General features: G+C 70.7%; 25 protein-coding genes. 14 read left to right on the plus strand and 11 right to left on the minus strand.

The annotated features are described in order from the left end of the window. Positions 1 to 19 precede the first annotated feature (19 nt). Positions 20 to 769, plus strand: a complete 750-nt coding sequence (locus tag AB0B96_RS15350; RefSeq protein ID WP_362899053.1) for a hypothetical protein — start codon at positions 20 to 22, stop codon at positions 767 to 769. A 50-nt stretch (positions 770 to 819) separates the two neighbouring features. Beyond that, a complete protein-coding gene (locus tag AB0B96_RS15355; RefSeq protein WP_362899055.1) occupies positions 820 to 1,404 on the plus strand; it encodes a DNA-3-methyladenine glycosylase I in 585 nt (194 codons plus the stop codon). A 120-nt stretch (positions 1,405 to 1,524) separates the two neighbouring features. Here AB0B96_RS15355 and AB0B96_RS15360 read toward each other — a convergent pair whose 3' ends face one another. Further along, on the minus strand, positions 1,525 to 2,307 hold the full coding sequence (locus AB0B96_RS15360; protein WP_362899057.1) for a PaaX family transcriptional regulator C-terminal domain-containing protein: 783 nt from the start codon (positions 2,305 to 2,307) through the stop codon (positions 1,525 to 1,527). Positions 2,308 to 2,497: 190 nt separating this feature from the next. On the opposite strand from AB0B96_RS15360, the gene AB0B96_RS15365 reads away from it, so the two are divergent. Beyond that, complete coding sequence (locus tag AB0B96_RS15365) at positions 2,498 to 2,665, plus strand: DUF3117 domain-containing protein (RefSeq protein ID WP_084195322.1); 168 nt, start codon at positions 2,498 to 2,500, stop codon at positions 2,663 to 2,665. Between the two features lie 207 nt (positions 2,666 to 2,872). Then, complete coding sequence (locus AB0B96_RS15370; protein ID WP_362899059.1) at positions 2,873 to 4,372, plus strand: leucyl aminopeptidase family protein; 1,500 nt, start codon at positions 2,873 to 2,875, stop codon at positions 4,370 to 4,372. A 206-nt stretch (positions 4,373 to 4,578) separates the two neighbouring features. On the opposite strand, the gene AB0B96_RS15375 is transcribed toward AB0B96_RS15370, so the two are convergent. Further along, a complete protein-coding gene (locus AB0B96_RS15375) occupies positions 4,579 to 4,803 on the minus strand; it encodes a hypothetical protein (protein ID WP_350947904.1) in 225 nt (74 codons plus the stop codon). A gap of 337 nt (positions 4,804 to 5,140) precedes the next feature. Beyond that, entirely contained in the window at positions 5,141 to 5,791 is a 651-nt protein-coding gene (locus AB0B96_RS15380; protein WP_350947903.1) for an O-methyltransferase, read from the minus strand. A 171-nt stretch (positions 5,792 to 5,962) separates the two neighbouring features. On the opposite strand from AB0B96_RS15380, the gene sigE reads away from it, so the two are divergent. From sigE to AB0B96_RS15405, 5 genes are all read left to right on the plus strand, one after another. Continuing rightward, entirely contained in the window at positions 5,963 to 6,595 is a 633-nt protein-coding gene (gene sigE / locus AB0B96_RS15385) for an RNA polymerase sigma factor SigE (RefSeq protein WP_350947901.1), read from the plus strand. Between the two features lie 52 nt (positions 6,596 to 6,647). Further along, positions 6,648 to 7,178, plus strand: coding sequence for a zf-HC2 domain-containing protein (locus tag AB0B96_RS15390; RefSeq protein WP_350947900.1), 531 nt, complete (start codon positions 6,648 to 6,650; stop codon positions 7,176 to 7,178). Next, complete coding sequence (locus tag AB0B96_RS15395) at positions 7,175 to 8,251, plus strand: sigma-E factor regulatory protein RseB domain-containing protein (protein WP_362899062.1); 1,077 nt, start codon at positions 7,175 to 7,177, stop codon at positions 8,249 to 8,251. Before AB0B96_RS15390 ends, AB0B96_RS15395 begins: the two co-directional genes overlap by 4 nt. A 95-nt stretch (positions 8,252 to 8,346) precedes the next feature. Then, positions 8,347 to 9,978: a trypsin-like peptidase domain-containing protein gene (locus AB0B96_RS15400; protein WP_362899064.1), complete on the plus strand. Its 1,632-nt coding sequence runs from the start codon at positions 8,347 to 8,349 to the stop codon at positions 9,976 to 9,978. A gap of 120 nt (positions 9,979 to 10,098) precedes the next feature. After that, positions 10,099 to 10,467, plus strand: coding sequence for a sec-independent translocase (locus AB0B96_RS15405; protein WP_350947897.1), 369 nt, complete (start codon positions 10,099 to 10,101; stop codon positions 10,465 to 10,467). A gap of 265 nt (positions 10,468 to 10,732) precedes the next feature. Here the strand turns inward: AB0B96_RS15405 and AB0B96_RS15410 are convergent, their stop codons facing one another. Further along, positions 10,733 to 11,875 carry an Mrp/NBP35 family ATP-binding protein gene (locus AB0B96_RS15410; RefSeq protein WP_362899067.1) on the minus strand — a complete coding sequence of 381 codons (1,143 nt, stop codon included), beginning with the start codon at positions 11,873 to 11,875 and terminating at the stop codon, positions 10,733 to 10,735. 265 nt (positions 11,876 to 12,140) lie between these two features. On the opposite strand from AB0B96_RS15410, the gene AB0B96_RS15415 reads away from it, so the two are divergent. After that, positions 12,141 to 12,620 (plus strand): MarR family transcriptional regulator, encoded by a 480-nt coding sequence (locus AB0B96_RS15415; RefSeq protein ID WP_362899069.1) that lies wholly within the window; start codon positions 12,141 to 12,143, stop codon positions 12,618 to 12,620. Positions 12,621 to 12,664: 44 nt separating this feature from the next. Here AB0B96_RS15415 and AB0B96_RS15420 read toward each other — a convergent pair whose 3' ends face one another. After that, positions 12,665 to 13,144, minus strand: coding sequence for a DUF1003 domain-containing protein (locus tag AB0B96_RS15420; RefSeq protein WP_350947894.1), 480 nt, complete (start codon positions 13,142 to 13,144; stop codon positions 12,665 to 12,667). Beyond that, complete coding sequence (locus tag AB0B96_RS15425) at positions 13,137 to 14,381, minus strand: CBS domain-containing protein (protein WP_362899072.1); 1,245 nt, start codon at positions 14,379 to 14,381, stop codon at positions 13,137 to 13,139. The genes AB0B96_RS15420 and AB0B96_RS15425 overlap by 8 nt, the downstream gene beginning before the upstream one ends. A gap of 139 nt (positions 14,382 to 14,520) precedes the next feature. On the opposite strand from AB0B96_RS15425, the gene AB0B96_RS15430 reads away from it, so the two are divergent. Then, positions 14,521 to 15,465 carry a DMT family transporter gene (locus AB0B96_RS15430; RefSeq protein WP_350947892.1) on the plus strand — a complete coding sequence of 315 codons (945 nt, stop codon included), beginning with the start codon at positions 14,521 to 14,523 and terminating at the stop codon, positions 15,463 to 15,465. On the opposite strand, the gene AB0B96_RS15435 is transcribed toward AB0B96_RS15430, so the two are convergent. Both AB0B96_RS15435 and AB0B96_RS15440 read right to left on the minus strand, forming a co-directional pair. Next, positions 15,440 to 15,805 (minus strand): hypothetical protein, encoded by a 366-nt coding sequence (locus tag AB0B96_RS15435; RefSeq protein ID WP_362899074.1) that lies wholly within the window; start codon positions 15,803 to 15,805, stop codon positions 15,440 to 15,442. The two genes, AB0B96_RS15430 and AB0B96_RS15435, sit on opposite strands and share 26 nt — an antisense overlap. A 60-nt stretch (positions 15,806 to 15,865) precedes the next feature. Then, complete coding sequence (locus tag AB0B96_RS15440; protein ID WP_362899076.1) at positions 15,866 to 16,441, minus strand: biotin transporter BioY; 576 nt, start codon at positions 16,439 to 16,441, stop codon at positions 15,866 to 15,868. Positions 16,442 to 16,680: 239 nt separating this feature from the next. On the opposite strand from AB0B96_RS15440, the gene AB0B96_RS15445 reads away from it, so the two are divergent. After that, positions 16,681 to 17,622, plus strand: coding sequence for a CoA ester lyase (locus AB0B96_RS15445; RefSeq protein WP_350947889.1), 942 nt, complete (start codon positions 16,681 to 16,683; stop codon positions 17,620 to 17,622). Here the strand turns inward: AB0B96_RS15445 and AB0B96_RS15450 are convergent. Both AB0B96_RS15450 and AB0B96_RS15455 read right to left on the minus strand, forming a co-directional pair. Continuing rightward, positions 17,612 to 18,178, minus strand: a complete 567-nt coding sequence (locus tag AB0B96_RS15450; RefSeq protein WP_350947888.1) for a DUF6529 family protein — start codon at positions 18,176 to 18,178, stop codon at positions 17,612 to 17,614. The two genes, AB0B96_RS15445 and AB0B96_RS15450, sit on opposite strands and share 11 nt — an antisense overlap. Beyond that, on the minus strand, positions 18,178 to 18,867 hold the full coding sequence (locus tag AB0B96_RS15455) for a hypothetical protein (protein ID WP_362899079.1): 690 nt from the start codon (positions 18,865 to 18,867) through the stop codon (positions 18,178 to 18,180). Before AB0B96_RS15455 ends, AB0B96_RS15450 begins: the two co-directional genes overlap by 1 nt. Positions 18,868 to 19,249: 382 nt before the next feature. On the opposite strand from AB0B96_RS15455, the gene AB0B96_RS15460 reads away from it, so the two are divergent. After that, positions 19,250 to 22,423, plus strand: a complete 3,174-nt coding sequence (locus AB0B96_RS15460; protein WP_362899081.1) for a hypothetical protein — start codon at positions 19,250 to 19,252, stop codon at positions 22,421 to 22,423. 164 nt (positions 22,424 to 22,587) lie between these two features. Here the strand turns inward: AB0B96_RS15460 and AB0B96_RS15465 are convergent, their stop codons facing one another. After that, positions 22,588 to 22,986 carry an NUDIX domain-containing protein gene (locus tag AB0B96_RS15465; RefSeq protein ID WP_362899083.1) on the minus strand — a complete coding sequence of 133 codons (399 nt, stop codon included), beginning with the start codon at positions 22,984 to 22,986 and terminating at the stop codon, positions 22,588 to 22,590. 74 nt (positions 22,987 to 23,060) lie between these two features. On the opposite strand from AB0B96_RS15465, the gene AB0B96_RS15470 reads away from it, so the two are divergent. Next, positions 23,061 to 23,702 carry a DUF6758 family protein gene (locus tag AB0B96_RS15470; RefSeq protein ID WP_362899085.1) on the plus strand — a complete coding sequence of 214 codons (642 nt, stop codon included), beginning with the start codon at positions 23,061 to 23,063 and terminating at the stop codon, positions 23,700 to 23,702. Positions 23,703 to 23,788: the final 86 nt, after the last annotated feature.

Raw genomic sequence — 23,788 nt, forward strand, 5'->3', positions numbered from 1 at the left:
GATGTGGCACGATTCGTATGTGCTGGTCGTATTAGCTCTCGCTGCCGTAGCCGTTATCGCCGGTGTCACGGTCGTCGCCATGGGCCGGGGAGGGGAGCTGAGTGAGTTCGCCCCCGACGTGCCCCCGCTGAACCTGCCCCAGGCAGGTCAGCTCGGCGCGGTCGACTTCATGGCCCTCCAACTCCCGGTGAGCCTCGTCGGATACAACACGCAGAGCGTGGACGAGACGCTGAGCCGGGTCGCCGGGGCACTGAGCGAGCGTGACACCAGGATCGCCGTGCTGGAGCAGCGGGTGTCGGAGTTGCTCGCCGGCCGGCTCCAGGCTCGTCACGAGCTCAACCCCGGCTCCCGGACCTCGCCGCGCGGCCCCGAGGCGCCGTACGAGCTTTCCGGCGGGGACGGTTTCGGGCCGTCCGAGGAGTTGTCGAGTGGGTCGCGGGCGGTTTCGGGTGCCGAGAGTGAGAGGTCATCCGGGCCCTTCGGCGGGGACGGTTTCGAGGCGTCCGAGAAGCTCTCTGACGGGGCGAAGGCCGAGGATGAGCCCGAGGAGGCTGTGCCTTCCAAGGATTCCGAGCCGGAGGAGACTGCCAGGCCCGACGAGGCGTCTGAGTCATCCGGGTCATCCGGTGTGTCACCTTTCGCCAGGCCGTCCGAGCCGCCCCAGGTGCCGGATTCGTCTTCCTCGTCCGAGACTTCGGATTCGAAGAAATCGTCTCCCGGATCCGTCGGCCTCCGTACGGGGGAGCGGGAGACGGAGGACACCCGGTGACCGAGACCTCGCGAACAGTGGCTCCAGGCGCCCCGGTTCACGGTGAGCCTGTGACATCCGAGACTCTCGCGCAGCCCGTGGAATCGGCGGAATCCCCAGGGCTCGTGCGCTGCGGCTGGGCGACCTCGGCCCCCGACTACATCGCCTACCACGACGAGGAGTGGGGGCGTCCGGTCACCGGTGACGACCAGGTGTTCGAGCGGATCTCGCTGGAGTCCTTCCAGTCCGGCCTGTCGTGGATCACCATCCTGCGCAAGCGGGAGAACTTCCGGGCGGCCTTCGCGGGATTCTCCATCCCGGCCGTGGCCGCGTTCGGCGAGGAGGACGTCGATCGTCTGCTCGGCGACGCGGGCATCGTCCGCAACCGGGCCAAGATCGAGGCGACGATCGCGAACGCGCGGGCCGCGCTCGACGTCGACCTGTCCGACCTCGTCTGGAAGCACGCGGACCCCGGCGCGCCCGTACCGAAGATCCCCGCGGACGTGCCCGCCCAGACCCCCGGTTCCAAGGCGCTGGCCAAGGAACTCAAGGCGCACGGCTTCCGTTTCTTCGGCCCGACCACCGCCTACGCGCTGATGCAGGCCATCGGCCTGGTCAACGATCACCTGGCCGACTGCTGGATACGCCGGGCCTGACGTTTTCCCTCAGGGCTTGTGGCGCGGGGTCACCTTCTCACGCGGGGAGACGACGGTGCCCGGCGGCTTTTTCCTCGAGCCCCGTGAAGCGGGCGGACTCGGTGAACTCCGTGTGCGGTTTCAGACCTCGTTGAGCTGGCGGTCGACGAAGGCGGCGGCGGCGGGGAGCAGCCGCCCGGCCTCGTGCTCGAAGTAGATCCTCGCCTTCTCTCCCGGCCAGCCTCGCGGCAGGAGTTCGGCGGGGAGCCCGGGGTCGCGGAACAGGAAGTTGCGCCAGCCGTGCAGCAGCCTGCTCCGGGTGGCGAACACCTGGTCGCCGCCCGCGTTGTCGGGCAGCCCGCCGACCAGCTCCGTCGCCTGGGTCATCCACTCCTCGTAGGCGGCCCCGATGGCGTCCAGGTCCCATGTCCTGGCGACGAGCGCGGCGGGGTCACCGTCGAACACCGCCTCGAACCGGTCGGCGGCGAGATCCGCGCCTTCGAGGATCGCGTCGAGTTCCGGGGAGGGACGTGGTCCGATCCAGGTCGTCTCCGACAGGGAGGCGTATCCGATGAAGGAGAGATCCGAGCGCAGGCGCTCCCGTCTGGGACGCTCGCGCACGGGTTCCACCACGAGGATGTGCCATCGGCCGTTCCACGTGATCGTTCCGACTCGGTAAATTCTTAGCGCGGTTTCGTCGAGGCGGCGTACGCACTTGGGAGTGACCTCGTAGCCGGGTCCCCTGGGCAGCCGGGCCGGTGTGAGCCAGCCCTGCCGGACCATCCGTGAGATGGCGGTGCGGACGGCGGGAGCCGCGATGTCCAGCGGGGCGAGCAGACGAACGAGGGCGGCCACGGACGCGCGACCGCCTCGGGACCTGAGGTGGTCCCCGTACAGATCGAAGAGAGCGGCGCGGGCGTTCACGAGGACAAGTTTGGCCGTCTGAAGGGGGCTTGGACAACGGTCTTGATCGCCGGATGAGCCGACGCTGAGATTGATCGTTCCCATTCTCCCTGCGGAGGCGGGATAATAGGACATCACAGAAGACGTGAATGCGTCGGCCACCCTCGGGTCAGTCGGAGATCCGGAGCCCGAAGCAGGAAGGGATACACGCATGGCGGCTATGAAGCCGAGGACCGGTGATGGTCCGCTGGAGGTCGTCAAGGAAGGCAGGGGCATCGTCATGCGGGTTCCCCTGGAGGGTGGCGGCCGCCTTGTCGTCGAACTCTCGGCGGACGAGGCAAGTGCCCTCGGTGAGGAACTGAAGAAAATCGTCGGTTGATCCCGATCTAAACCAGAAGTGGTGGAGCCGGGCCCTATTTGAGCTTGCTCGGGAAGCATGACACCTGCGACGGCCCGCGAGACCGACGATGGACAGACGACGACACGGCCCTGGCCGTCGGACCGCCTCACGGTGGCTCGCGCCAGGGCCGTGGTGTTCTCCCCGGTGCCTCTCCCCACGCCGGGCCTGATGACTGGAGTTACCGCTATGCCCATCTCCCCCCATCTGCTCCTGCCGCGCGTTCCCTACGCGCAGGGGCTGTCCGTCGCGTCCTCGGAGGGCGCGGAGCCGGCCGCAGGGGAGGGGGCCGGGACCACGCTCCCCGGTGACGCCGAGTTGCTGGCCGTCCCCTTCGCCGAGGACCTCGCGCCCGATATCGAGCTGCCGGTTCCGGTGGCGGCGCTGCTCGCCCATCACAAGGTCAAGGGTGAGGCGGGCGAGATCGTCGAGGTTCCGGTCGCGAACGGCGACGCCGTCGGCCGGGTGCTTCTCTACGGGGTCGGCGACGGTTCGCCGGCCACCCTGCGCAAGGCGGGCGCGGCGGTGGCGCGGCGCGGCAAGGGCAGGGACGCCATCAGGATCGTGCTCCCGAGCGGGCCGGTGTCCGCGTTCGTGGAGGGCGCGCTCCTGGCCACGTACACCTTCAGGGTCGGTGAGGTGAAGTCCTCCCCGGTCACGCTCGAGTTCGTCGGCGACGGGGTCGAGACGGAGGTCGCCGCCGCCGAGGTGGTGGCCGAGGCCGTGGCGCTCGCCAGAGACCTGACCAACACCCCCTCCTCGGTGAAGTCACCCGCCTGGCTCGCCGAGCGCGCCGCCGAGCGGGGTGTCGCGGTGCGGGTGTGGGACGAGCGTGAGCTGCGCTCCGGCGGGTTCGGCGGCATCCTCGCCGTCGGCCAGGGATCGGTGAGCCCGCCCCGGCTGATCCAGCTCTCCTACGAGCCCGAGGACGCGACCGGTCACGTGGTCCTGGTCGGCAAGGGCATCACGTACGACACCGGCGGCATCTCGCTCAAGCCGACGAGCAACATGGTGTTCATGAAGACCGACATGGCCGGCGGAGCCGTCGTCATCGCGGTCCTGGGCGCGCTGGCCGCGCTCGGCGTGCGGGTTCGGGTCACCGGCCTCGTCGCCGCCGCCGAGAACTCCTTCTCCGGCACGGCCCAGCGCCCCTCCGACGTGATCACGCAGTACGGGGGCCGGACGGTCGAGGTGCTCAACACCGACGCCGAGGGCCGTCTGGTCCTGGCCGACGCGCTGGCGTACGCCGACGCGGAACTGAAGCCGGACGTCATGATCGACATCGCCACGCTGACCGGGGCGATCGGCATCGCCCTGGGCAAGGATCTCGGCGCGGTCTTCGCCTCCGACGACGAGCTGGCCGACGCCCTGATCGGGGCGGGGGAGACGAGTGGGGAGCGGCTCTGGCGGATGCCCCTGATCGACGACTACGTTCCCGCGCTCGACTCGTCCGTGGCGGACCTGACCAACATCGAGGCGGGATCGACCTACGGCGCGGGTTCCGTCACCGCGGCGCTGTTCCTGCGCGAGTTCACCGGTGGACGGCCGTGGGCGCACCTGGACATCGCGAATGTCGGCCGCAGCGGCGCCGACGACGGCGTTCTCAGCAAGGGGGCCACCGGGTACGGCGTGCGTCTGCTGCTCGGATGGCTGTCGGAGCTCCAGGGAGCGCCGATCGGGGAGCGGTGACAGCCGCGCCGACCATGCCGACCATGTCGGCGATGCCGACCACGTGGCGCTGAGTCAGGTAGCGGTGACCGTCCGCGCCGATCACGTGGCGCTGAGCGGTAGGCCGGGAGCCAGGCCCGTGGGCCTGGCTCCCGGTCAGCCTGCGGTCGCGGGACCGGATCCCCCGAAGGGTCCGGTGCGGGCCGCCGCTCCCGCCGGACCAACTCCTACCTGCTCGCCTCCGCGAGGCTGACGATGGCCTCGGCGGCCCGGAAGTGCTTGTTGCGGCCGAGGTCGCCGATGGTCCTGATACCGAACGCCTTGGCCAGGTCCTGGGCGTCGCTCTCGCTCACCCCGGAGAGCGCGCTGACCGGCGCGTTGGCAAGCGAGTGAAGATCGGACCCCTCATACTCCTTGTCGAGCAGTTTGTCGAGCTTGGCGGCAACCGTCATGGCGCACCCCTGTGTATCGGTGATCGTGGGAAAGGCCCGCGTTGTGGCGACATGGCCTTATCGGCATCGTTTCCGGCCGATAGAGGATTGACGCGCGTCTCCCAGGATCTTGGTGATCGCTTGCCGGACCCGTGTGAACGGTATTGCCAGGTTTCGGGGTGTGTCGCGGGCGGTGACGGTCGAGACGCCGGCCGGTGGACGGGGTGGACCCGCCCCGACGGCACCGTGGACATCGTCAGGGCCGCCCGAGAACCGGCTCTCTCCATGACGAGGCGACCGTTCGGGCGCACCGGGAGCCGGCTTGAGCGTCTCGGCGCACGGGACGCCCGTAGCCGGCTCAGTCGGCGAGTTTGACGGCCGCCAGGATGCCGTCTCCCAGGGGCATCATCAGCGGGCGGAGCCGCTCGTCGGAGCGGACCAGCTTGCCCAGTTCCCTGATGACGACCGTTTCCGGATCCCGCTGCGAGGGGTCGGCCACCCTGTTGCCCCAGAGGGCGTTGTCGAAGACGACGATGCCGCCGACCCGCAGCAGGCGGACGGACTCGGCCAGGTAGTCGGCGTACTCGTGCATGGCGCCGTCGCAGAAGACCAGGTCGTAGCCGCCGTCGGAGAGACGGGGGAGCACGTCGAGGGCGCGGCCGGTGATCAGGCGGATCCGGCCACCGGAGAATCCGGCCTGGGCGAAGCTCTGCCTGGCCAGCCGCTGGTGCTCGGGTTCCACGTCCACGCTGGTGAGCGTGCCGTCCTGGCGCATGCCGCGGAGCAGCCACAGCCCCGACACGCCGCAACCGGTGCCGATCTCCACGACGGCACGGGCGTTGATGGCGGTGGCGAGGAAGCAGAGAGCGGCGCCGCCGCCGGGCAGGATCGGGGGTGCCCCCACCTCCGCGCCGCGCATGCGCGCGGCCCGCAGGATGTCGTCCTCCCTGTGGAACTCGTCGGCATAGGCCAGAGTGGCCTCCAACGGACTTGTCGGCGTCTCTGCCATCGGCCTCTCCTCCCGCTTTCTCCGTACACAGTCATATAGGCGCTGGGTCGCAGCCTAAGGGAGGCAGGCCCGATCGGGAACTCATGTCACCCCCGGTGCGTTGCACGGTTTAAGCGGCCTTTGCCGGTCCTGAAGGTAGTGAGTGCGCACGAAGGGACGAAACCAGGCACTATGGCGATAGCGGTGGCCCCTGAGAGAGGAGTGCCGGTGGAGGGTTCCGACCACCAGGCGGAAGCTCCCATGTCCGACTGGACGCCTCCCACCTGGGAGGAGGTGGTCCGGACGCACTCTGCGCGCGTCTACCGGCTGGCCTATCGGCTGACCGGGAACGTGCACGATGCGGAGGATCTCACCCAGGAGGTCTTCGTCCGGGTCTTCAGGTCGTTGTCCAACTACACGCCGGGCACCTTCGAGGGCTGGCTGCACCGCATCACCACCAACCTGTTCCTCGACATGGCGCGGCGCAAGCAGCGCATCAGGTTCGAGGGGCTCGCCGACGACGCCGCCGAGCGGTTGCGCGGACGCGAGCCTTCTCCCGCCCAGGTGTACGACGACACCCATCTGGAGCCCGACATCCAGGCGGCACTCGACGCGCTCGCGCCCGAGTTCCGCGCGGCCGTCGTCCTGTGTGACATCGAGGGGCTGTCCTACGAGGAGATCGCGGCGACGCTGGGCGTGAAGCTCGGCACCGTCCGCAGCAGGATCCACCGTGGGCGGTCGCAGTTGCGTGAGGCGCTGGACCACCGTGCGCCGCGGAACGATCAATTCCCCCCGAACGTTACTCACGGGGAGGAATTCGCATGAGAAACCACAGTCATGACGAATGTCACGACGAGCCACTTGGCAAGGAGTGCGCATGAGTCACCTCGGAGAACGCGTTTCCGCGCTGGTCGACGGTGAGCTGAATCACCACGAGCGCGACCGTGCCCTCTCGCACCTGACCTTCTGTGCCCCCTGCAGGGCCGAGGTCGACGCCGTGCGGGCCCTGAAGAGCCGGTTGCGCTCCCTTGACGGTCCGGCGATGCCGACCGACCTGACGATGTCCCTGCTGCGAATGGCCGAGCCCGGCGGCCCGTTGCCGCCGCGTGAGCGCCCCTTTCGGGCCGCACGCACCTTCGGTGGCGCGCCCATTCCGAGCATGCACGGCATCGCACCCCCCGACAACCGGCCCAGGGGCCGTGCCGGAGGACCCCGCCGCGCGCGCAGGGCGGGTTACGTCGCGGTGGGCGTCGCCTCGGCGGCCGTGGCCATCGGGACCCTGTTCGTGGTAGGCGGGGCCGATCCCAACCCGCGCATCGTGCCGCCGGTCGACATGTTCGCCAACCAGCACAGGAACACCGCGCCCTATGGCGGGTCGGCGACGCCGACTCTCTCCCCCTCTCCGTGATCCGGCTGCCCGCCACGGTCATCCTGGCCGCTCTCATGCTGCTGGGGCTGGTGACGGGCGGTACGGCACACGCCGTCCGGTCCCCGCACGTCGCGCCGCCGGACGACGTCGAGAGCGAGGACACCGGCCTGCACCTGCTCCGCGAGGCGGCGGCCGCGGGCCGCTCCCGCGGATACTCCGGCACCCAGTACGTCACCTCCTGGGGCACCTCGGGTGCCGTCTCCGAGGTGTTGGAGGTGCGCAACGTCCCGGGAAAGGGGCTGACGGTACGCACCGCGTCCTCGGGGTCCTCGGGGTCCCCGGGCTCCGGGGGAGATGCCGCCCCCTCGGGTTCGGTGCGGAACGCCGATCCCGGCACCCCGGCCGGGGGCATGTCCAGCCCGTCCGAGGTGATGCTCGAGGTCATGGCCCGCAACTACCGGGTCGTGGACGCGGGGGAGGGCTTCGCCTGCGGGCGCCCGGCCCGCCTGGTGAACGTCCTGCGGGCCGACGGCACGGTCGCCGCCCGCTACTGGCTCGACCGGGACGGAGGTCCGGTGCTGCGCCGCGAGCTCATGGACACGAAGGGGCGGGTCGTCAGGGCCGGAGCCTTCGTCGACCTGACCCTCGATCCGGTGGTGAGGAGCGCGGCGCCCGCGATGGCGGCCGGTGGCCTTGACCTGGCCGAGCTGCCGCGGCTGGAGGCCGAGGGGCTGCGTCTCCCCCACACCCTGCCGGGACGGCTGGAGCTCTTCGCCGCTCGCATCGTCCCTTCCGGATACGTGTATCTCGGGTATTCAGATGGTCTGTCGGTTGTGTCGGTTTTTATCCAGTCTGGGATGCTTGACGAAGAACGTCTCCAGGGTTGGCATGCGGAACGGCGTAAGGGGCATACGATCTGGATTCGAGACCCTGCTGTGCAGGAGACGATCTGGGCGAGTGGGGGTCATGTCTACACTGTCTTTGCCGACGCGCCGGCCGACATGGTCGACGCCGCTGTCGCGGCGCTGCCGCACGAGCCCGTTCCCGATCTCTGGACGCGGCTCGGCCGCGGTGCCAGCCGTCTGCTCTCCTGGGTCAATCCCTTCGGATAGCGCGTGCTTTACACATCGCGTATGCCACTCGGGGGAAGATTGCCGGGTTGCACCGGTGAGCGGCCGTCCGCGAGTCAAGGAGTAGTGAGTATTCGATGACCGACGACGCCCGTACTGCCCGCGAGGCGAACGATGCTGAGGGCCGTACGCCGTCGGAATTCGCCGACGGCGGACACGAGACCCAGGAGTCCCGCCGCCCCGACTTATCCGGCCCCGAGTTCTCCCGTCCCGAGTTCCTGCCCGCCGGAGAGGGTGCTCCCTTCCACGCCGAGCAGCCCCGCGACGACGACTGGAGCCGGCCGGGCGCCCAGTCCGACCACGCCCGGTGGGGCAGGCCGCAGGACCAGCCCGAGTCGCTCCACCACGACAGGCACCTGCCGCCCGATGAGGGCGACCAGGGCCCCGGTCCCGTGGGCCACAGCTGGGGCGACCCCTCGGGCAGGCCGCCCAGGCAGGACACGATGGTCTTCGCCTCCCAGTCCGCTCAGCCCCCTCCGCCCACCCAGGCGTTCGGCATGGGACCCGGGTGGGCGCCGCCGCCCGGGGCCCCCGTGGGCCCCGGAGGTTTCGGCGGCTTCGGCGGTTCGCCGCCCAGGCCCGCCAGGAGTGGGCCTCGCACCACCACGCTGGTGATCCTCGGCCTGGTGATCGCGCTGCTCGCCTCCACGCTCGGCAGCGTCGGCACCTATCTCCTCACCAAGCCCGCGGGCTCGGGGCGCGACCCCTCCTTCAGCCTGGGCGGGGCGCCGACGGGCTCCAACGTCCGGCCTCCGGAGTCGGTGGCGGGCGTGGCCTCGAAGGTCCTGCCCAGCGTGGTGTCACTCGCCGTCGAGGGCGGGGCGAGTTCCAGCACCGGTTCTGGCTTCCTGATCAAGGGCGGCTACGTGGTGACCAACAACCACGTGGTGGCCAACGCCGACTCGCGCGTCCAGATCCAGATCCAGTTCAACAACCGCAAGTCCACCTCGGCCGTCGTCGTGGGCCGTGACCCCGAGTCCGACCTGGCCGTGGTCAAGCCCGCGGAGACCTTCGGCGCCCCCGAGATCGTTCTCGGCAACTCGGACAACGTGGTCGTGGGAGACCCGGTCATCGCGATCGGATCCCCGCTGGGCCTGACCGGCACCGTGACCTCCGGCATCGTCAGCTCGCTCAACCGGCCCGTCCAGGCGGGTGAGGAGAACAGCTCCGACACCACCTGGCTCAGCGCCGTGCAGACCGACGCGGCCATCAACCCCGGCAACTCGGGGGGACCGCTGGTCAACGTGAACGGTGAGGTGATCGGCGTCAACTCGGCGATCGCCACGCTCGGCAGGTCGGTCGGCGGCCAGAGCGGCAGCATCGGCCTCGGCTTCGCCATCCCGGTGAACCACGCCAGGCGGGTCGCCGAGGAGCTGATCACCACGGGCAAGGCGAAGAAGTCGCGCATCGGCGTCGCGATCGACCCGACCTACCAGGGCGTCGGGGTGCGCATCGCCACCGAGTCCAGGCAGGGCACCCAGCCGGTCGAGCCGAACGGCCCCGCGGCCCAGGCGGGCCTCAAGCCCGGAGACGTCATCCTGGAGATCGACGGTGTCGTGCTCCAGGACGGCAACGAGCTGATCGCCATGATCCGTAACAGGGCTCCCGGTGAGAAGCTCGCGGTCAAGTACCAGCGCGGCGGTGAGGAGAAGACCGCGACCGTCACCGTCGGTACCGCCCCCGAGCAGCCCTCACCCCAACCCTCCTGAGCGGCCCTTTTGAGAGGCGGGGTGAGGCGCGTGCTCACCAGTGGGGGCGTTAGTGTGGAACCTCTCCGGCGTGTGGCCGGAGAGGTGCCTCTGGCACCTTCCTCCCGGTAGGAGATCACCGTGTTCGGACTCGGCTGGCCTGAGATCGTGGCGCTGGTGGTGATCGCCCTTCTCGTCTTCGGCCCGGAGAAACTGCCCCAGGCCGCCTCGCAGGCGGGCAAGACGATACGCAACCTGCGCCGGATGGCCAACAACGCGAGAGACGACCTGCGGTCGGGGCTCGGTCCCGAGTTCGCCGACTTCGACCCGGCCGACCTCAACCCGAAGAACTTCGTCAGAAAGCACCTCATCGCCGATCTTGAGGACGATCTGAACGGCACTTCGAAGACCACCGCCACCGCGGAACCGGCGGCCGACCACCACGCGATGAGCGGCGGCGGGGAGCTGGGGTACGGCGAGATCCCCCCGTACGACTCCGACGCGACCTAGCGTCCCGTCTCCGGACGCCAGCCGGGTCTCCCGGCCGGGTGACCGATTCCTTTCGGGTCTGGTTTCCCCGGCAAGGTCGCGTGTCGGCACACCAGCCATTTGAACTTTGCGTAGTTTTTCCGTTTCGCGCGGCTGAGATGCGCCTCACACGGCCGACGGCGACGCCCCCGGTTCGGGGGCGCCGCCGTCGTCGCGTCGCGGGAGAGGCCGCTCCAGGTCCCGAAAGACCGGTCCGTCGGCCTCTGGCTCAGCCGACCCGGTCGCCTCAGCCGCGCCGGGTGGGCGAGATGCCGAGCTGGAGCCCCTTGAGGCTGGTCGACTTCTTGCTGAGGGACGCGGCGATGCGGCTCAACTCGGCCGCGGCCGGGGCGTCCGGGTCGGTCAGCACGAGCGGCTTGCCCTCGTCGCCGCCCTCGCGCAGCCGCATGTCGATGGGCACCTGGCCCAGCAGCGGCACGCGGGAGCCCAGGGTGCGGGTGAGCGCGTCGGCCACGGTCTGGCCGCCGCCCTCGCCGAAGACCGAGATCCGCTCGTCGCAGTGCGGGCAGGGCAGCCACGACATGTTCTCGATGACACCGGCGATCTGCTGGTGGGTCTGGACGGCGATCGACCCCGCGCGCTCGGCGACCTCGGCGGCGGCCTGTTGCGGGGTGGTCACCACCAGGAGTTCGGCGGACGGCATCCGCTGCGCCACGGAGATCGCGATGTCACCGGTGCCCGGGGGCAGGTCCATCAGAAGCACGTCCAGGTCGCCCCAGTAGACGTCGGCGAGGAACTGGTGCAGGGCACGGTCGAGCATCGGGCCACGCCACACGACCGGGGTGTTGCCCTCCGGCTTGAACATGCCGACCGAGATGACCTTGATGTCATGCGCCACCGGCGGCATGATCATGTCCTCGACCTTGGTGGGGCGCTCGGAGACGCCGAGCATGCGCGGAACACTGTGGCCGTAGATGTCGGCGTCGACGACGCCGACCTTCAGGCCGCTCGCGGCCATCGCGGCGGCCAGGTTGACGGTGACGGACGACTTGCCGACGCCGCCCTTGCCCGAGGCGACCGCGAAGACACGGGTCAGCGAGCCGGGCTGGGCGAAGGGGATCTCCTTCTCCGGCCCCTTCGCGCCCCGCAACTTGGTCTGCAGCGTCTTGCGCTGCTCGGTGCTCATCACGTCCATCTCGACGGAGACACCGGTCACCCCGTCGACCTTGGAGACGGCGCCGGTGACGTCTCGGGTGATGGTGTCCTTCATGGGACAACCCGAGACCGTCAGGTAGATCGCGACACGTACGGCTCCCTCGGGGGAGATGTCGACGCTCTTGACCATGTCGAGTTCGGTGATCGGCCGACGGATCTCAGGGTCGTTGACGGTCGCGAGGGCGGCCATCACCAGTTCCGTGGTAGGTGCCATCGAAGTGTCGGCAATCACGTCACCCGGGGGCGACGAGGATGCCGTCCCTCCTTGTCTGTTATCGATGAGGCGTCTCACAGGCGGGCCCTGCCCGTCGTGGCGCCCGTATGGCTTGGCAGGAGGCCGATCCCGTCAGGGAGCGGTCGGCGTCGTAAGTCCATGGTATGAACCCGAGAACACCGGAAGGAATTCCGAAACCGGTGATGGTCGCTGGATTCGGACAATCCGCTGTGTAGGTGCACGTGCAACGTTCTAAGGTTACTCCGTGACCCTCACAGCGGGCGAGTCAAGAGGGAGCACCGGCTCGGAGGAGCTGGTGGTCTGGCGCATGCTCCAGCGGGCCCAGGTCCGCATCACCCGGGTCCTGGAGGCCGACCTGCTGGTCGAGCACGACCTGGCCCTGGCCTCGTACGAGGTCCTGTCGCAGCTGTCGGAGGCGCCCGAGCGGCGGCTGAGGATGAACGACCTGGCGGACAGGGTGCTGTTGTCGCGCAGCGGCCTGACCCGGCTCATCGACCGTCTCCAGCGCGACGGCCTGGTCGAGCGCGAGGCGTGCCCCAGCGACGCGCGCGGCCTGTTCGCCGTCCTCACCGACGAGGGGGCCGCGCGGCTGGCCGAGGCCGGCCCCACCTACCTGCGCGGGATCCGCGGCCAGTTCCTGGACATGCTCGACCCCGACGAGCTGCGGCGGTGCGCGGACATGCTGAACAAGCTTTTTCCCGGCTCCGGCACCGATCCGTACTGAGCCCTCGCCTGCTGAGCCTTCGCCTGCCCGGCCGGAGCGCGGGCTCACGGCTCCATGGACCTCTGGGGCTCGGCGAGATCCTCCTGCAGACGCTGCAGCTCCGAACGGATGTAGTCGCGGGTGGCCACCTCGCCGAGCGCCATGCGCAGGGCGGCGATCTCCCGGGTGAGGTAGTCCAGGTCGGCCTGGTTGCGCTCCGCGGCCCTGCGGTCGTTCTCGTTCTGGACCCGGTCGCGGTCGTCCTGCCGGTTCTGGGCGAGCAGGATCAACGGCGCCGCGTACGAGGCCTGGAGCGACAGGATCAGCGTGAGGAAGATGAAGGGGTAGGGGTCGAACTTCAGCGTGTGGGGGACGAGGACGTTCCACAGCACCCAGACGGTGACGAAAACCGTCATGTACACCAGGAACCTGGCGGTGCCGAGGAAGCGGGCGATCCGCTCCGACAGCCGCCCGAACGCCTCGGGGTCGTAGTGCGGGCGCAACCGAAGGCCGGGCTGCCTGGGCTGGTCGAGACGGTCAGCCATTCCCGCCCTCTCTCGGTCGGTCGTCCCGCTCGCGCCAGTCGTCCGGCAGCAGGTGGTCGAGCACGTCGTCGACGGTGACCGCGCCGACCAGGCGTCCCGCCTCGTTCACCACGGGAGCCGCCACGAGATTGTAGTTGGCCAGGTAGGAGGTGACCTGGTGCAGGGTGAAGGAGGGTCTGATCGGGTCGAGGGAGGTGTCCAGGATGCCGCCGAGCAGGGTCGAGGGCGGCTCGCGCAGCAGCCGCTGGAAGTGGGCCAGGCCGAGGAAGCGGCCGGTGGGCGTCTCGACGGGCGGCCGGGTCACGTAGACCTGCGCGGCCACGGCCGGGGTGAGTTCGCGCTGGCGGATGTTGGCGAGTGCCTCGGCGACCGTCGCGCTCGGCGGCAGGATCACCGGCTCGCTCGTCATCATGCCGCCCGCGGTGTTCTCCGGGTAGATCAGCAGCCGCCTGATCGGTGCGGCCTCCTCGGGCTCCATCAGGGCCATCAGCGCCTCGGCCTGCTCGGCGGGGAGGTCCTGGAGCAGGTCGGCCGCGTCGTCGGGGTTCATCTCCTCCAGCACGTCCGCGGCCCGCTCGGGGGCGAGCCTGCTCAGGATGCCGATCTGGTCCTGCTCGGGAAGTTCCTCGAGCACGTCCGCGAGCCGTACGTCGTCGAGGGCGGCGGCCACCTCGACCCGCCGCTTGGCGGGCAACTCGTGCAGGGCGCCGGCCAGGTCGGCGGCGCGCATCGACTCGAAGGCGACCAGCAGGTTGGCCGCGCCCTGGTCCTTCTGGACGGCGCCGAAGCCGTGGACCTCGCGCCAGTCGACGATCCTGGTCGCGCCGCGCCGGCGCAGTCCCAGGCCGGGAGGGCTCTCGATCACCGCCACCTTGGTGATCAGCCACTCCGAGCGCCTGGTCTCCTCCATGGCCAGGTCCAGGACCGTCATCCGCTCGCCGTCGACCTCCACGCCGAGGTCGAGCAGCTCGGTGATGGCGAGGGTTTCGGTCGCCCGCTGTTCGAACCTGCGCATGTTGAGCTGGCCGCTGAAGACGACGGCGCCGGCCTTGGCGGAGCGTATCCGGGTGATCGGCAGGAAGACCCTCCGCCGGGGCTGCACCTCGACGACCAGCCCGTGCACGTGCGGCGGATCGCTTCCGGCGATGGCCACCACCACGTCGCGGACCCGGCCGATCTGGTCCCCCACGGGGTCGAAGACCGGGGTTCCGGCGAGACGTGCGATGAAGATCCTCACATCTGAAGCGTAGGCCGCATCCCGGACCGATCGGCCCCCGCCATGCTCCCCTGCTCACATGGCGGAACTCACTTGCTGCCCGACGCCCCACCGTGACAGCATCAAAGCTGCTTAACGGTAATTACAGAAATGGTGGGTCATGAGACGTGCAGGACTCCTGATCGCGCTCGCGTCGTCCCTGGCCTTCGCCTTCTCGGGTCCCATGGCCAGATATCTGGGCGCGGCGGGACTCGCCCCGCTGGAGGCGGTCTGGATCCGGATGGCGGGCGCCGGGCTGCTGCTCGTCGGCATCCTCGCGGTCGCCCGGCCCGCGGCCCTGCGCATCCCCCGCTCGCGGCTGCCGTTCCTCCTGGTGTACGCGGTGGTCGCGGTCGCCGGTGTGCAGGCGCTGTTCTTCGCGGCGATCACCCGGCTGCCGGTCGGCGTCACCCTGCTCATCGAGTACACCTCGCCGGTGCTGGTGGTGCTCTGGGTACGGTTCGTCCGGCGGGTACGGCTGCCGCGGGCGGCCTTCGTCGGTGCCGTCGTCGCCGTGGTCGGCCTCGGCATCGTGGTGGAGGTCTGGTCCGGTCTCGCCCTCGACCCGGTGGGCCTGCTGCTGGCCTTTGTCGCGATGACGTGCTGCGCCGGATACTTCCTGCTCAGTGACAGCTTCGGCGACGACATCGACCCGCTCGGCCTGATCGCCTGGGGCCTGCTCGGCGCCGCCGTGGTGCTCCTGCCGTTCTCCCAGCCGTGGAACATCCCCTGGGAGGCGATCAGCGGGACGGCCACCCCCGAGGGCGGCCACACGCTGCCGGTCGTCGGGGCGCTGATCTGGCTGATCGTGGTCGCCACGGCCGCCGCCTACATCCTCGGCGTCCTCGCGATCCGCCGCCTGTCGGCCGCGATCGGCTCCACCGTCGCCTCTCTGGAGGTCATCGCCGGGGCGGTGGTCGCCTGGATCCTGCTGGGCGAGGCACTCGGCCCCTTCCAGATCGCGGGTGGCCTGATCGTCCTGGTCGGCGCCTACCTGGCGCAGCGGGCCACGGCCGCGCTGCCCTCGCCCGTCGAAGAGGTCAGGGAACCGGCTCGCGTGGGGTGAGCCGTATCACCTTGGAAACCGCGGCCCAGCGCTCCAGAAGCCTCGCCCCGTCGGGGGCGTTGAGCCGCTCCTTGGCGAGCGCGGCCACCGCGTCCGGGGCCTTCGCCTGGTCCACCACCTCCACGGAGGCGTCGAAGGCGACCAGGCGCCCGCCGTTGTCCTTGCTGCGCAGCGTCACCCGCACCTCCCTGGCCTCCGCCAGCCCCGGCAGCGGCTGCTCGCCCCCGCCGGTGACCAGGTAGATCGCGCCGTCGTGCCAGGTGTGCCAGGCCAGCCGGGGCCGGTCCAGCGACAGCCACAGGACGCTCGACTTCTTCGCGCCCTCCTCGATCACACCCATGAGACGAATGTACGGCCTGTGCCTCCCCGAATGGCGGTACAGGCCGCACACGTCGCCGGGTCAGCGCCGGGAGAGCTTCCAGGCGGCCGGGAGCAGTCCCGCCGCGATGACGATCTTGACGGCGTCGCCGAGCAGGAAGGGCACCACGCCCAGGGCGAGGCCGGTGGCGAGATCCAGCTGGGCGACGGAGATGAGGACCGGCAGGCCGAAGGCGTAGATGACCAGGTTGCCGAGGATCATCGTGCCGATCGTGCGCGGCACGGTGCGGTCGCCTCCGCGTTCGGCGAGCTTGCCGACGATGGCCGCCGCGGGGATGAAGCCGATGATGTATCCGAAGGACGCCCCGCCGAAGCCGGAGGCGCCGGCGGCGAACCACGGCACGCCCGCGACACCGACCAGCATGTAGAGCGCCATGCTCAGCGTCGCGCGGTTCATGCCGAGGGCGGCGCCGACCAGCAGGACCGCGAAGGGCTGGCCGCTGACCGGAACCGGTGAGCCGGGCAGCGGGAAGCTCAGCTGCGCGGCCAGGCCCGTCAGGGCGGCGCCGCCGACCACGAGCGCGACGTCGCGGACGCGCGACGCGGGGATGAGGTCGGACAGTACGGCGGGCCTTGCCACCGAAGAAGCGTTTGCCATCGTGCGTGTCTCCCTTGGCAGATTCCTGATGTCCATTCTTCTGACATCTCAGGCAAGGGTCCTACGAGATCATCACCAAGAACAGGGCGGGGTCTTTGTGTGGAGGCCACAGGGGTGTCCTCGCCCTCACCCGGCGTGTTCCGGCCGAGGTCACGGCGTCGCCCGGCTCGTCCCGGCGCGAAGGCCGTGGCGCCGCCCGGTCTGCCGTCCGCCTCCCCGAGGGCGTTAGCGTGTTCCCCATGCGTTCTCGACGTTCGTGTCTCGCGGTGCCCGGCAGCAACCCCAGATTCCTGGAGAAGGCCCAGGGGCTCCCCGCCGACGAGGTCTTCCTCGACCTGGAGGACTCCGTCGCGCCGCTCGCCAAGGAGGGCGCGCGCAAGAACGTCGTGGCCGCCCTGCGCGAGGGTGACTGGTCGGGCAGGACGAGGGTCGTCAGGGTCAACGACCTCGGCACCCAGTGGACCTACCGGGACGTCATCGAGGTCGTGGAGGGCGCGGGGGAGTTCCTCGACTGCCTGATGCTGCCCAAGGTGGAGGACGCGGCCCAGGTGATGTGGCTCGACACGCTGCTCACCCAGATCGAGAGGGCGAACGGCCTGCCGGTCGGCGGGATCGGCATCGAGGCCCAGATCGAGAACGCGAGGGGCCTGGTCAACGTGGACGCCATCGGCGGAGCGTCCCCGCGCCTGGAGACGCTCGTGTTCGGCCCGGCCGACTTCATGGCCTCGATCAACATGCGGACCCTGGTGGTCGGTGAGCAGCCGCCCGGCTACACCGAGGGCGACGCCTACCACTACATCCTGATGCGCATCCTGATGGCCGCGAGGACGCACGACCTGCAGGCCATCGACGGCCCGTACCTCGCGATCAGGGATCTCGACGGGTTCCGCCGGGTGGCGGGGCGGGCCGCGGCGCTCGGGTTCGACGGGAAGTGGGTGCTCCACCCCTCCCAGATCGAGGCCGCGAACGAGGTGTTCTCGCCGCCGCAGGAGGACTACGACCACGCCGAGCTGATCCTCGACGCGTACGAGTACTACACGACGGTCGAGAGGCGCGGCGCGGTCATGCTCGGCGACGAGATGATCGACGAGGCGTCCAGGAAGATGGCGCTGGTGGTCGCGGCGAAGGGCAGGGCCGCCGGTCTGCGGCGCACCACGGCCTTCACCCCTCCTACAACCTGACCCCGATCGTGGTGAAGAACCAGAACGACGAGGTGAGCCAGAGGCCGGTGAGGGCGACGAAGGTGAGCCCGCCGAGGACAGGGAGGGTCCAGCCGGGCAGACCCCGCCTGGGCAGCGACAGCATCTTCGCGGTGAAGACGCCGTAGAAGAAGCAGCCGAGCAGTGAGTGGATCATCACGCGCGGCACGTCGAACTGGGCGCCCAGCGCGTACAGGCAGTGCAGTGCCACCGGGATCGTGAGCAGGAACGCCGCCCGCCCCGACCAGCGGTGCAGGGCACCGATCCACGGCACGTCCAGCTTGATCCGGCCCCACATGACCAGGGCGGAGAAGAGCTGGACGAACGCCAGCAGGAACGCGCCGGTGGTGAGCCAGGACTTCATCGCCAGCGCCCCGGAGAATCCGGCCGGCCCGATCGCGTACCCGGTGGGCGTGTGGACCCGCCCGTAGACGCCGAGCCCGACCGCCACCAGCCCGCCGACGACGAGCGGGACGAGGAGCGGGGCGACGTTGTTGGCCCGCCGCTGCGGGACCGGTGTGATCTGCGTGTCACTCATCAGAACTCCTCGATGAACTCGTCGACGTCCCGGGGATCGACCTCCACGCCGTCCACGACGGCGTTCTCGCCGGGCTCGGGGATCGGCACGTCGGCGACCTCGTCGCCCACGAGGGTGAGGCCGACCCTGGTGCCGTCGTCGAGATAGATCCATCCGGCGCGGACGTCGGCGCCGCGGACGAGCGCGGTCGCCCGGTAGAGGCCGGAGGGCTTCTTCACGGTCGGAGCCTTGAAGCTCCACTTCCTGCCGCCGAAACCGAGGGTTCCCGCGGCGACGCCGCCGCTGAGACGGGCGGTGAGCGAGGCGTCGCCGCGGCCGGACAGGGTGACCTTGCCGTCGGCGGCCCTGCCCTTCATCCAGGCCTCGATCCTGCCGTCGCAGAAGTAGCCGACCGCCTTGCCGTTCCTGACGGAGACGGCGATCAGGCCGCCGTTGCCGGTGACCCGCCCGGCGTAGTCGGCCTTGGCGGGGGTGGGCCTGGCCGTCTTGACGACCTCCGGTGTGGGCGACGCCTCCGTGGCGGCCCGGGCGGGCGTGGCGGGTGCGTCGTCCTGGACGTCGACGGGCCGTGCGTCGTCCTGGGCGTTGACGGCCCGGGTGGCGGGTGAGGTGGTGGCGCTGGCCACGCCGAGGGCGACGGCCATCACCGCTCCTGCCGCCAGTGTGTATACGGGCCCCAGCCGTGTCATATCCGCTCCCTGGGGTGGTGGATGGTGACATCAGATGTACCGGCCGTGGTTCCGGGCGTCTGTGAACTAATCCGCACTCGGAAGGACGACCTTGGATCCTCACCGAACTACGAGAAAGCCGGATAATTCAGGTACTGGATTGAAAAATCTGACTAGAGAGGTCTCGTCATCGCGGCCCGGACGTGTTGCTCTTGACTGTGTACGGCAGGGGACCGGGTATCCGGTCGCGGGAGGTGATCGTTTCCGGAGAACGGGGTACTAGTAGGAACGCTGCGATTTGCCGCATCCATAGGGGTTGCGGCCTGCTGTTACGGAGACGACTGGAACGGTCCGGGGCGAGTTGTCCCGGTCTGAATGGGCTTCCTGCAAGGAGGTGCTGAGCGTGGCCTCGGGCCCCCACGACCCGCGCTCGCAAGAGTGGCCGGCGGACGACGACGGCGTGCACGACGACGCTATACACGAAGGCAGGTCCCAGGAGCCCCAGACGTCACCGCCGACGATCCAGCACTCCCCGCCAGGCCCCTCGGACGACGGCACGCGAGGGCGTCCGATGGCCTCCCCGTGGATGCTCCCGCCGTTCGCCGCGCCGACCCCGGACGACGGCGAGCCGCAGCAGGCCCGCCCCGAAGGACTCGGGAGCGAGCGCCGCCGACCGTACGCCCGCCCCTACGGCCCCTCCTCCCAGTCCTCGGGCCCCTCGCCCGCGCCGGAGACCTCCGCCGACCCCTCGGGCGAGGAGGAGCGGTCAGCGGGGCAGGGACGCCATGCCACGCCCGATCAGGGGCGGCCGCGGCTGGCGGACCGTCCCGACCTTCTCGTCGCCTCAGGACCGGCTCCAGAGCGCGGGAGGAGGAGAAGGGCGGATCGCCCCGACCTCCTCGTCGCCTCGGGGCCGCCCCGCGAACCGGGAGGGAGCGGGAGAAAGGAGTCCTCGCAGCCCTCCGCCGAGGAGCGGATCAGGGTCGAGCCGAGCATCGCGGCGACACCGGAACCGGCGCCGGAGCCCGGACCCGAGCGCGGAGCGCCGTCCGGGCCGGCGTCCGAACCCGAACCCGAGCCCGAGTGGCCCTCCGCGACGGCCGAGGACGACTTCGAGCCCGTACGAAGAGTGGGGCGCCCACCGGGCGGCAGGCCCGCCAGGCCCGACATGCTCGTCGCGCAGGGCCCGCCGGGCAGGCGGGGGACGAACGGCGGGCGGCACCACCGCCCGGCCACCGCGCCCTCCGCCGTGCGCCGTTCCAGCCCGACCAGGCGCAGGCGCGGCCGTGGTCTGGTGATCCCGTTCCTGATGGTTCTGGTCCTCACCGTCGCGGTCGGCGGCGGCCTGGTCCTGTGGGGCTGGGTGAGCAGCCCGTTCGCCGCCGGACTCCGGCTGGTCGGTGACGAGGTGACGTCGGGCGACGACAACTTCGTGCCGCAGGCCGGTGTCGGCGGCAACGGATCCAACCAGGTGCTGAACGCGGTGGCCTCGGTGGGTTCCGTCATGGTCGCGGTCGGCAGCGACACCACCAGCCCGGTCCCCAGGCCGCTGTTCCTCGTCTCCCCCGACGGTGGCACGACCTGGCAGCTGGGCAAGGTGACCGGCCCGGAGGGGTACGAGACGGGGCCGACCACGGTGGGCCGGGTGGCGGGCGGCGACGGCCTCTGGCTGGCGGCCGGGAACGACCCTCTCGGCGGCGGGCACGGCCTGTGGACCAGCTCCGACGGCTACGCCTGGACCGCGGCCGACCCCGGCGGGCTGGACGCCTTCGCCCGCGGGGACAAGATCATGGATCTGGCGAGGACCGACTCCGGTTTCGTCGCGGTCGGTGCCGCCGTACTGGAAGACGGCACCACCGGGGCCGTCGCCTGGGTCTCCTCGGACGGGCGCGCCTGGGACCGGGTGGAGACCCGGGAGATCGGCATGCCGGACAAGGTGCGCGGCATGAAGGCGGTGGTCGCCAGGGGCGACGCCGTCGTCGCGCTGGCGGACCCGGCCCAGGGGCAGTCCACCTCGGTCATCCTGCGCTCGTCCGACGGCGGCAGGAACTGGCAGCGCACCGGCGCCGCGCTCAACGACGTCATCCCCGAGCCGGGCGCGCTGGCCGTGGCCGGCGACGGGTTCGTCCTCGTACCGACCCAGCAGCGCAGCGACAAGGGCGAGGTACGCGTCTACTGCTCCAAGGAGGGTGCCGACTGGAAGGCCTGCGGCGCCATCACCGGCCTGGGGCAGGAGGGCACGGGTGTCAAGCGCCTCGCCTCCTCCTCGGCGGGGGTGGCCGCGGTCGTCGAGTCCGGCTTCGAGCGCTACACCGTCCACACCAGCGAGGACGGCCGCGACTGGAGCAAGACCACCGATCTCGGCGAGGTGCCCGGCTCGCTGCGCGCGCTCGCGCTGTCCGACACCGGCACGCTCGTCGTCGGCGGCGACGAACGCGCCGCCGACGTGGACAACCGGGTGGTCCTCATCACCGCGCCCAAGGGGGGCGAGGCGAGGCCGGTCCCGCTGAGCGGCATCCAGGGCCTCGCCAGAGCCGCCCGCGAGACGGCCAGGGTGGCGTCGGGGGACGGCAGGTTCGTCGCGGTGGGCACCGTCTCCGGCGACGCCGGGATCTGGAGCAGCGCCGCCGGAGAAGCCTGGAAGCCGGGCGGCCCCGCGCGGCTCTTCGGCGGCCCGAGGCGACAGGCGCTCGCCGACGTCGCGCACGGCAGGCGGGGCTGGCTGGCGGCGGGCAGCACGATGACCGACGCCTCCTCCACCGAGCCCCTGCTGTTCACCTCCGCGGACGGCGAGAGCTGGCGCAGGGTGCCGGTGCTCGGACCCCTCGCGCCGGCGGGCGACCACGACTTCCTCGCCCCGCACGCGGTGGCGGCGGGGCCGTCCGGCTACGTCATGGCGGGCGAGGACCGCGGCCCCGCCGCCACCGTGCCCGTCCTGTGGTTCTCCGCCGACCTCAAGCGCTTCTCCAGGGCGTCCAAGCTTCCCGCGGGCGGTACGGGGGTGCGGCTGTACGACGTCTCGGCGACCTCGTCCGGGTACGTCGCCGTCGGCGGCACCGGTACGGCCGAGCGCGAGACCGGCGTGGTGTGGGTGTCGGCCGACGGGGTCAACTGGACCGCGCGCAAGCCGGTCCTGCCGCCGGGGGCGACGTCCGCGGGCCTGCGGCACGTGGTCCTGTACGGCGGGTACGTCGTCGCGGCGGGCACGGCACAGACCGAGGAGGGCAGGAAGGCGTTCGGCGCGGTCTCCGACGACAACGGGGCGAGCTGGGAGTTCTCCTGGTTCCCCACGGACCGGGCGTCCGCCGTCCAGGATCTCGCCGCGACACCCGAGGGTGTGGTGGCCGTCGGCTGGCACGGGGTGGCGGGGGCCGGCGACAGCGCGGCCTGGACCTCGGAGGACGGCCTCAACTGGCAGCGCCACACCCCCAGCCAGGGCAGCCTGGACGGCGAGGGCACCCAGTGGCTCGGCGCGGTGGCGGTCTCCGGCGCCCAGGTCGTCGCCCTGGGCCGCTCCACCACCTACAGTGCGGACCACCTCACCCTGTGGCGTTCCACGCTCACCTCGTCACGATGACAGGAGTCTCCACCACGTACGGTGCGGAACGCCTCACCCTGTGGCGCTCCGCGCCCACCTCGTCACGATGACGGGAAACCACGATGCCACACGCTCACCCGCGCCGCTCCCGTGTCGCCCGGCGCTCCCGGGCCGCGTGGCGCTCGCGGCGATCCCGTGGCGCTTCACCCTGGCGCGATGACCGCCCACTCGGTCAGCGCGTCCAGCAGGCCGGGGGTGAGGGGGAGGCGCGAGAGCTCCTCGCGGGTGAACCAGCGGGCGTCCGCGGCGTCGTCCCCCGCGGCGAGCGTGCCGCCGGAGACCTCGGCGAGGTAGTCGCGGATCTCGTAGACGGTGTCACCGGGACCGGGGCGGTCGACGGTCCCGGCCAGACGTCCGGGAACGACCGTGAGCCCGGTCTCCTCAAGGACCTCCCGCACGACCGCCTCGGAGTCGGACTCCCCGGACTCGACCCGCCCTCCGGGGACGGACCACAGGCCTTCGCCCGGCGGGTGGCCACGACGCACCAGAAGCATCCGCCCCGACCCGTCGAGGACGATCGCTCCAACACAATTTACGCGCACGTGAACAAGATTACGTTGTGATAACGCCCCAACCTCTTGACGGATGACCCGTACAAGAAGCAGCGTGGGTAGGCGTGAAAGCCGCCCCTGTCTGTCCACGGTGTTTCGGCCCGCTTCGTCCGCCGAGTGCTTGGTCAAGCTCCTGGAGATGCGGTCCGCACGGCGATGTCCTGCCGTTCCAGCCACCCAGACCTCCGTCGTCCGCCGCGGTGGAGGCCGTCACCCGAGACTCCCGCGTCCCCGCCTGGGTTCCCTGGCCGCTGCCCACGGGGTGGCTGGTCACGGGATTCGCCGAGGCGGGCGACGAGCGCAGCGGTACGCGGGCCACCGTGGTCGCGGTCTCCGGTCCCTCGCTGACCTACGGTCCCGCCGACCTGCTGATCATCGCGGAGGAGCCCGGGGTGGGGCTCGGCGCGGCGTTCGCGGGGCTGGAGGGTACCGACCCCGGCACCGGGTTCGACCAGGGCCCGCCGCACGCCAAGATCGACGTCAGGGGCCATCCGTGCTCCCTGTGGTGCGTCACCGCCGCCCCCGACCGGGCCGTCTACGCCGGTGAGGCCTTGGGAAACTGGCTCTGGGCGGTCGTGTGGCCCCCGGAGGCCGGTTACCTCATCACCCTCGCCGAGCTCTCCCTGCGCGATCTGCGCGACCAGGACCAGGCCCTTGACCTGCCCTTCGGGGCGTTCTCCCCGCGTCTGGACGTCCCGGCGCCCTGACACTCGCCCGCTCGCGTCCCCTTTGTTCGGAGCCTTGACCGTTCCGTCCGAACCGGAGGGCGGGTGTAGGCAGTAAAGTTCGGAAG

The organism is Streptosporangium sp. NPDC049046, assembly GCF_040649155.1.
Lineage (GTDB): Bacteria > Actinomycetota > Actinomycetes > Streptosporangiales > Streptosporangiaceae > Streptosporangium.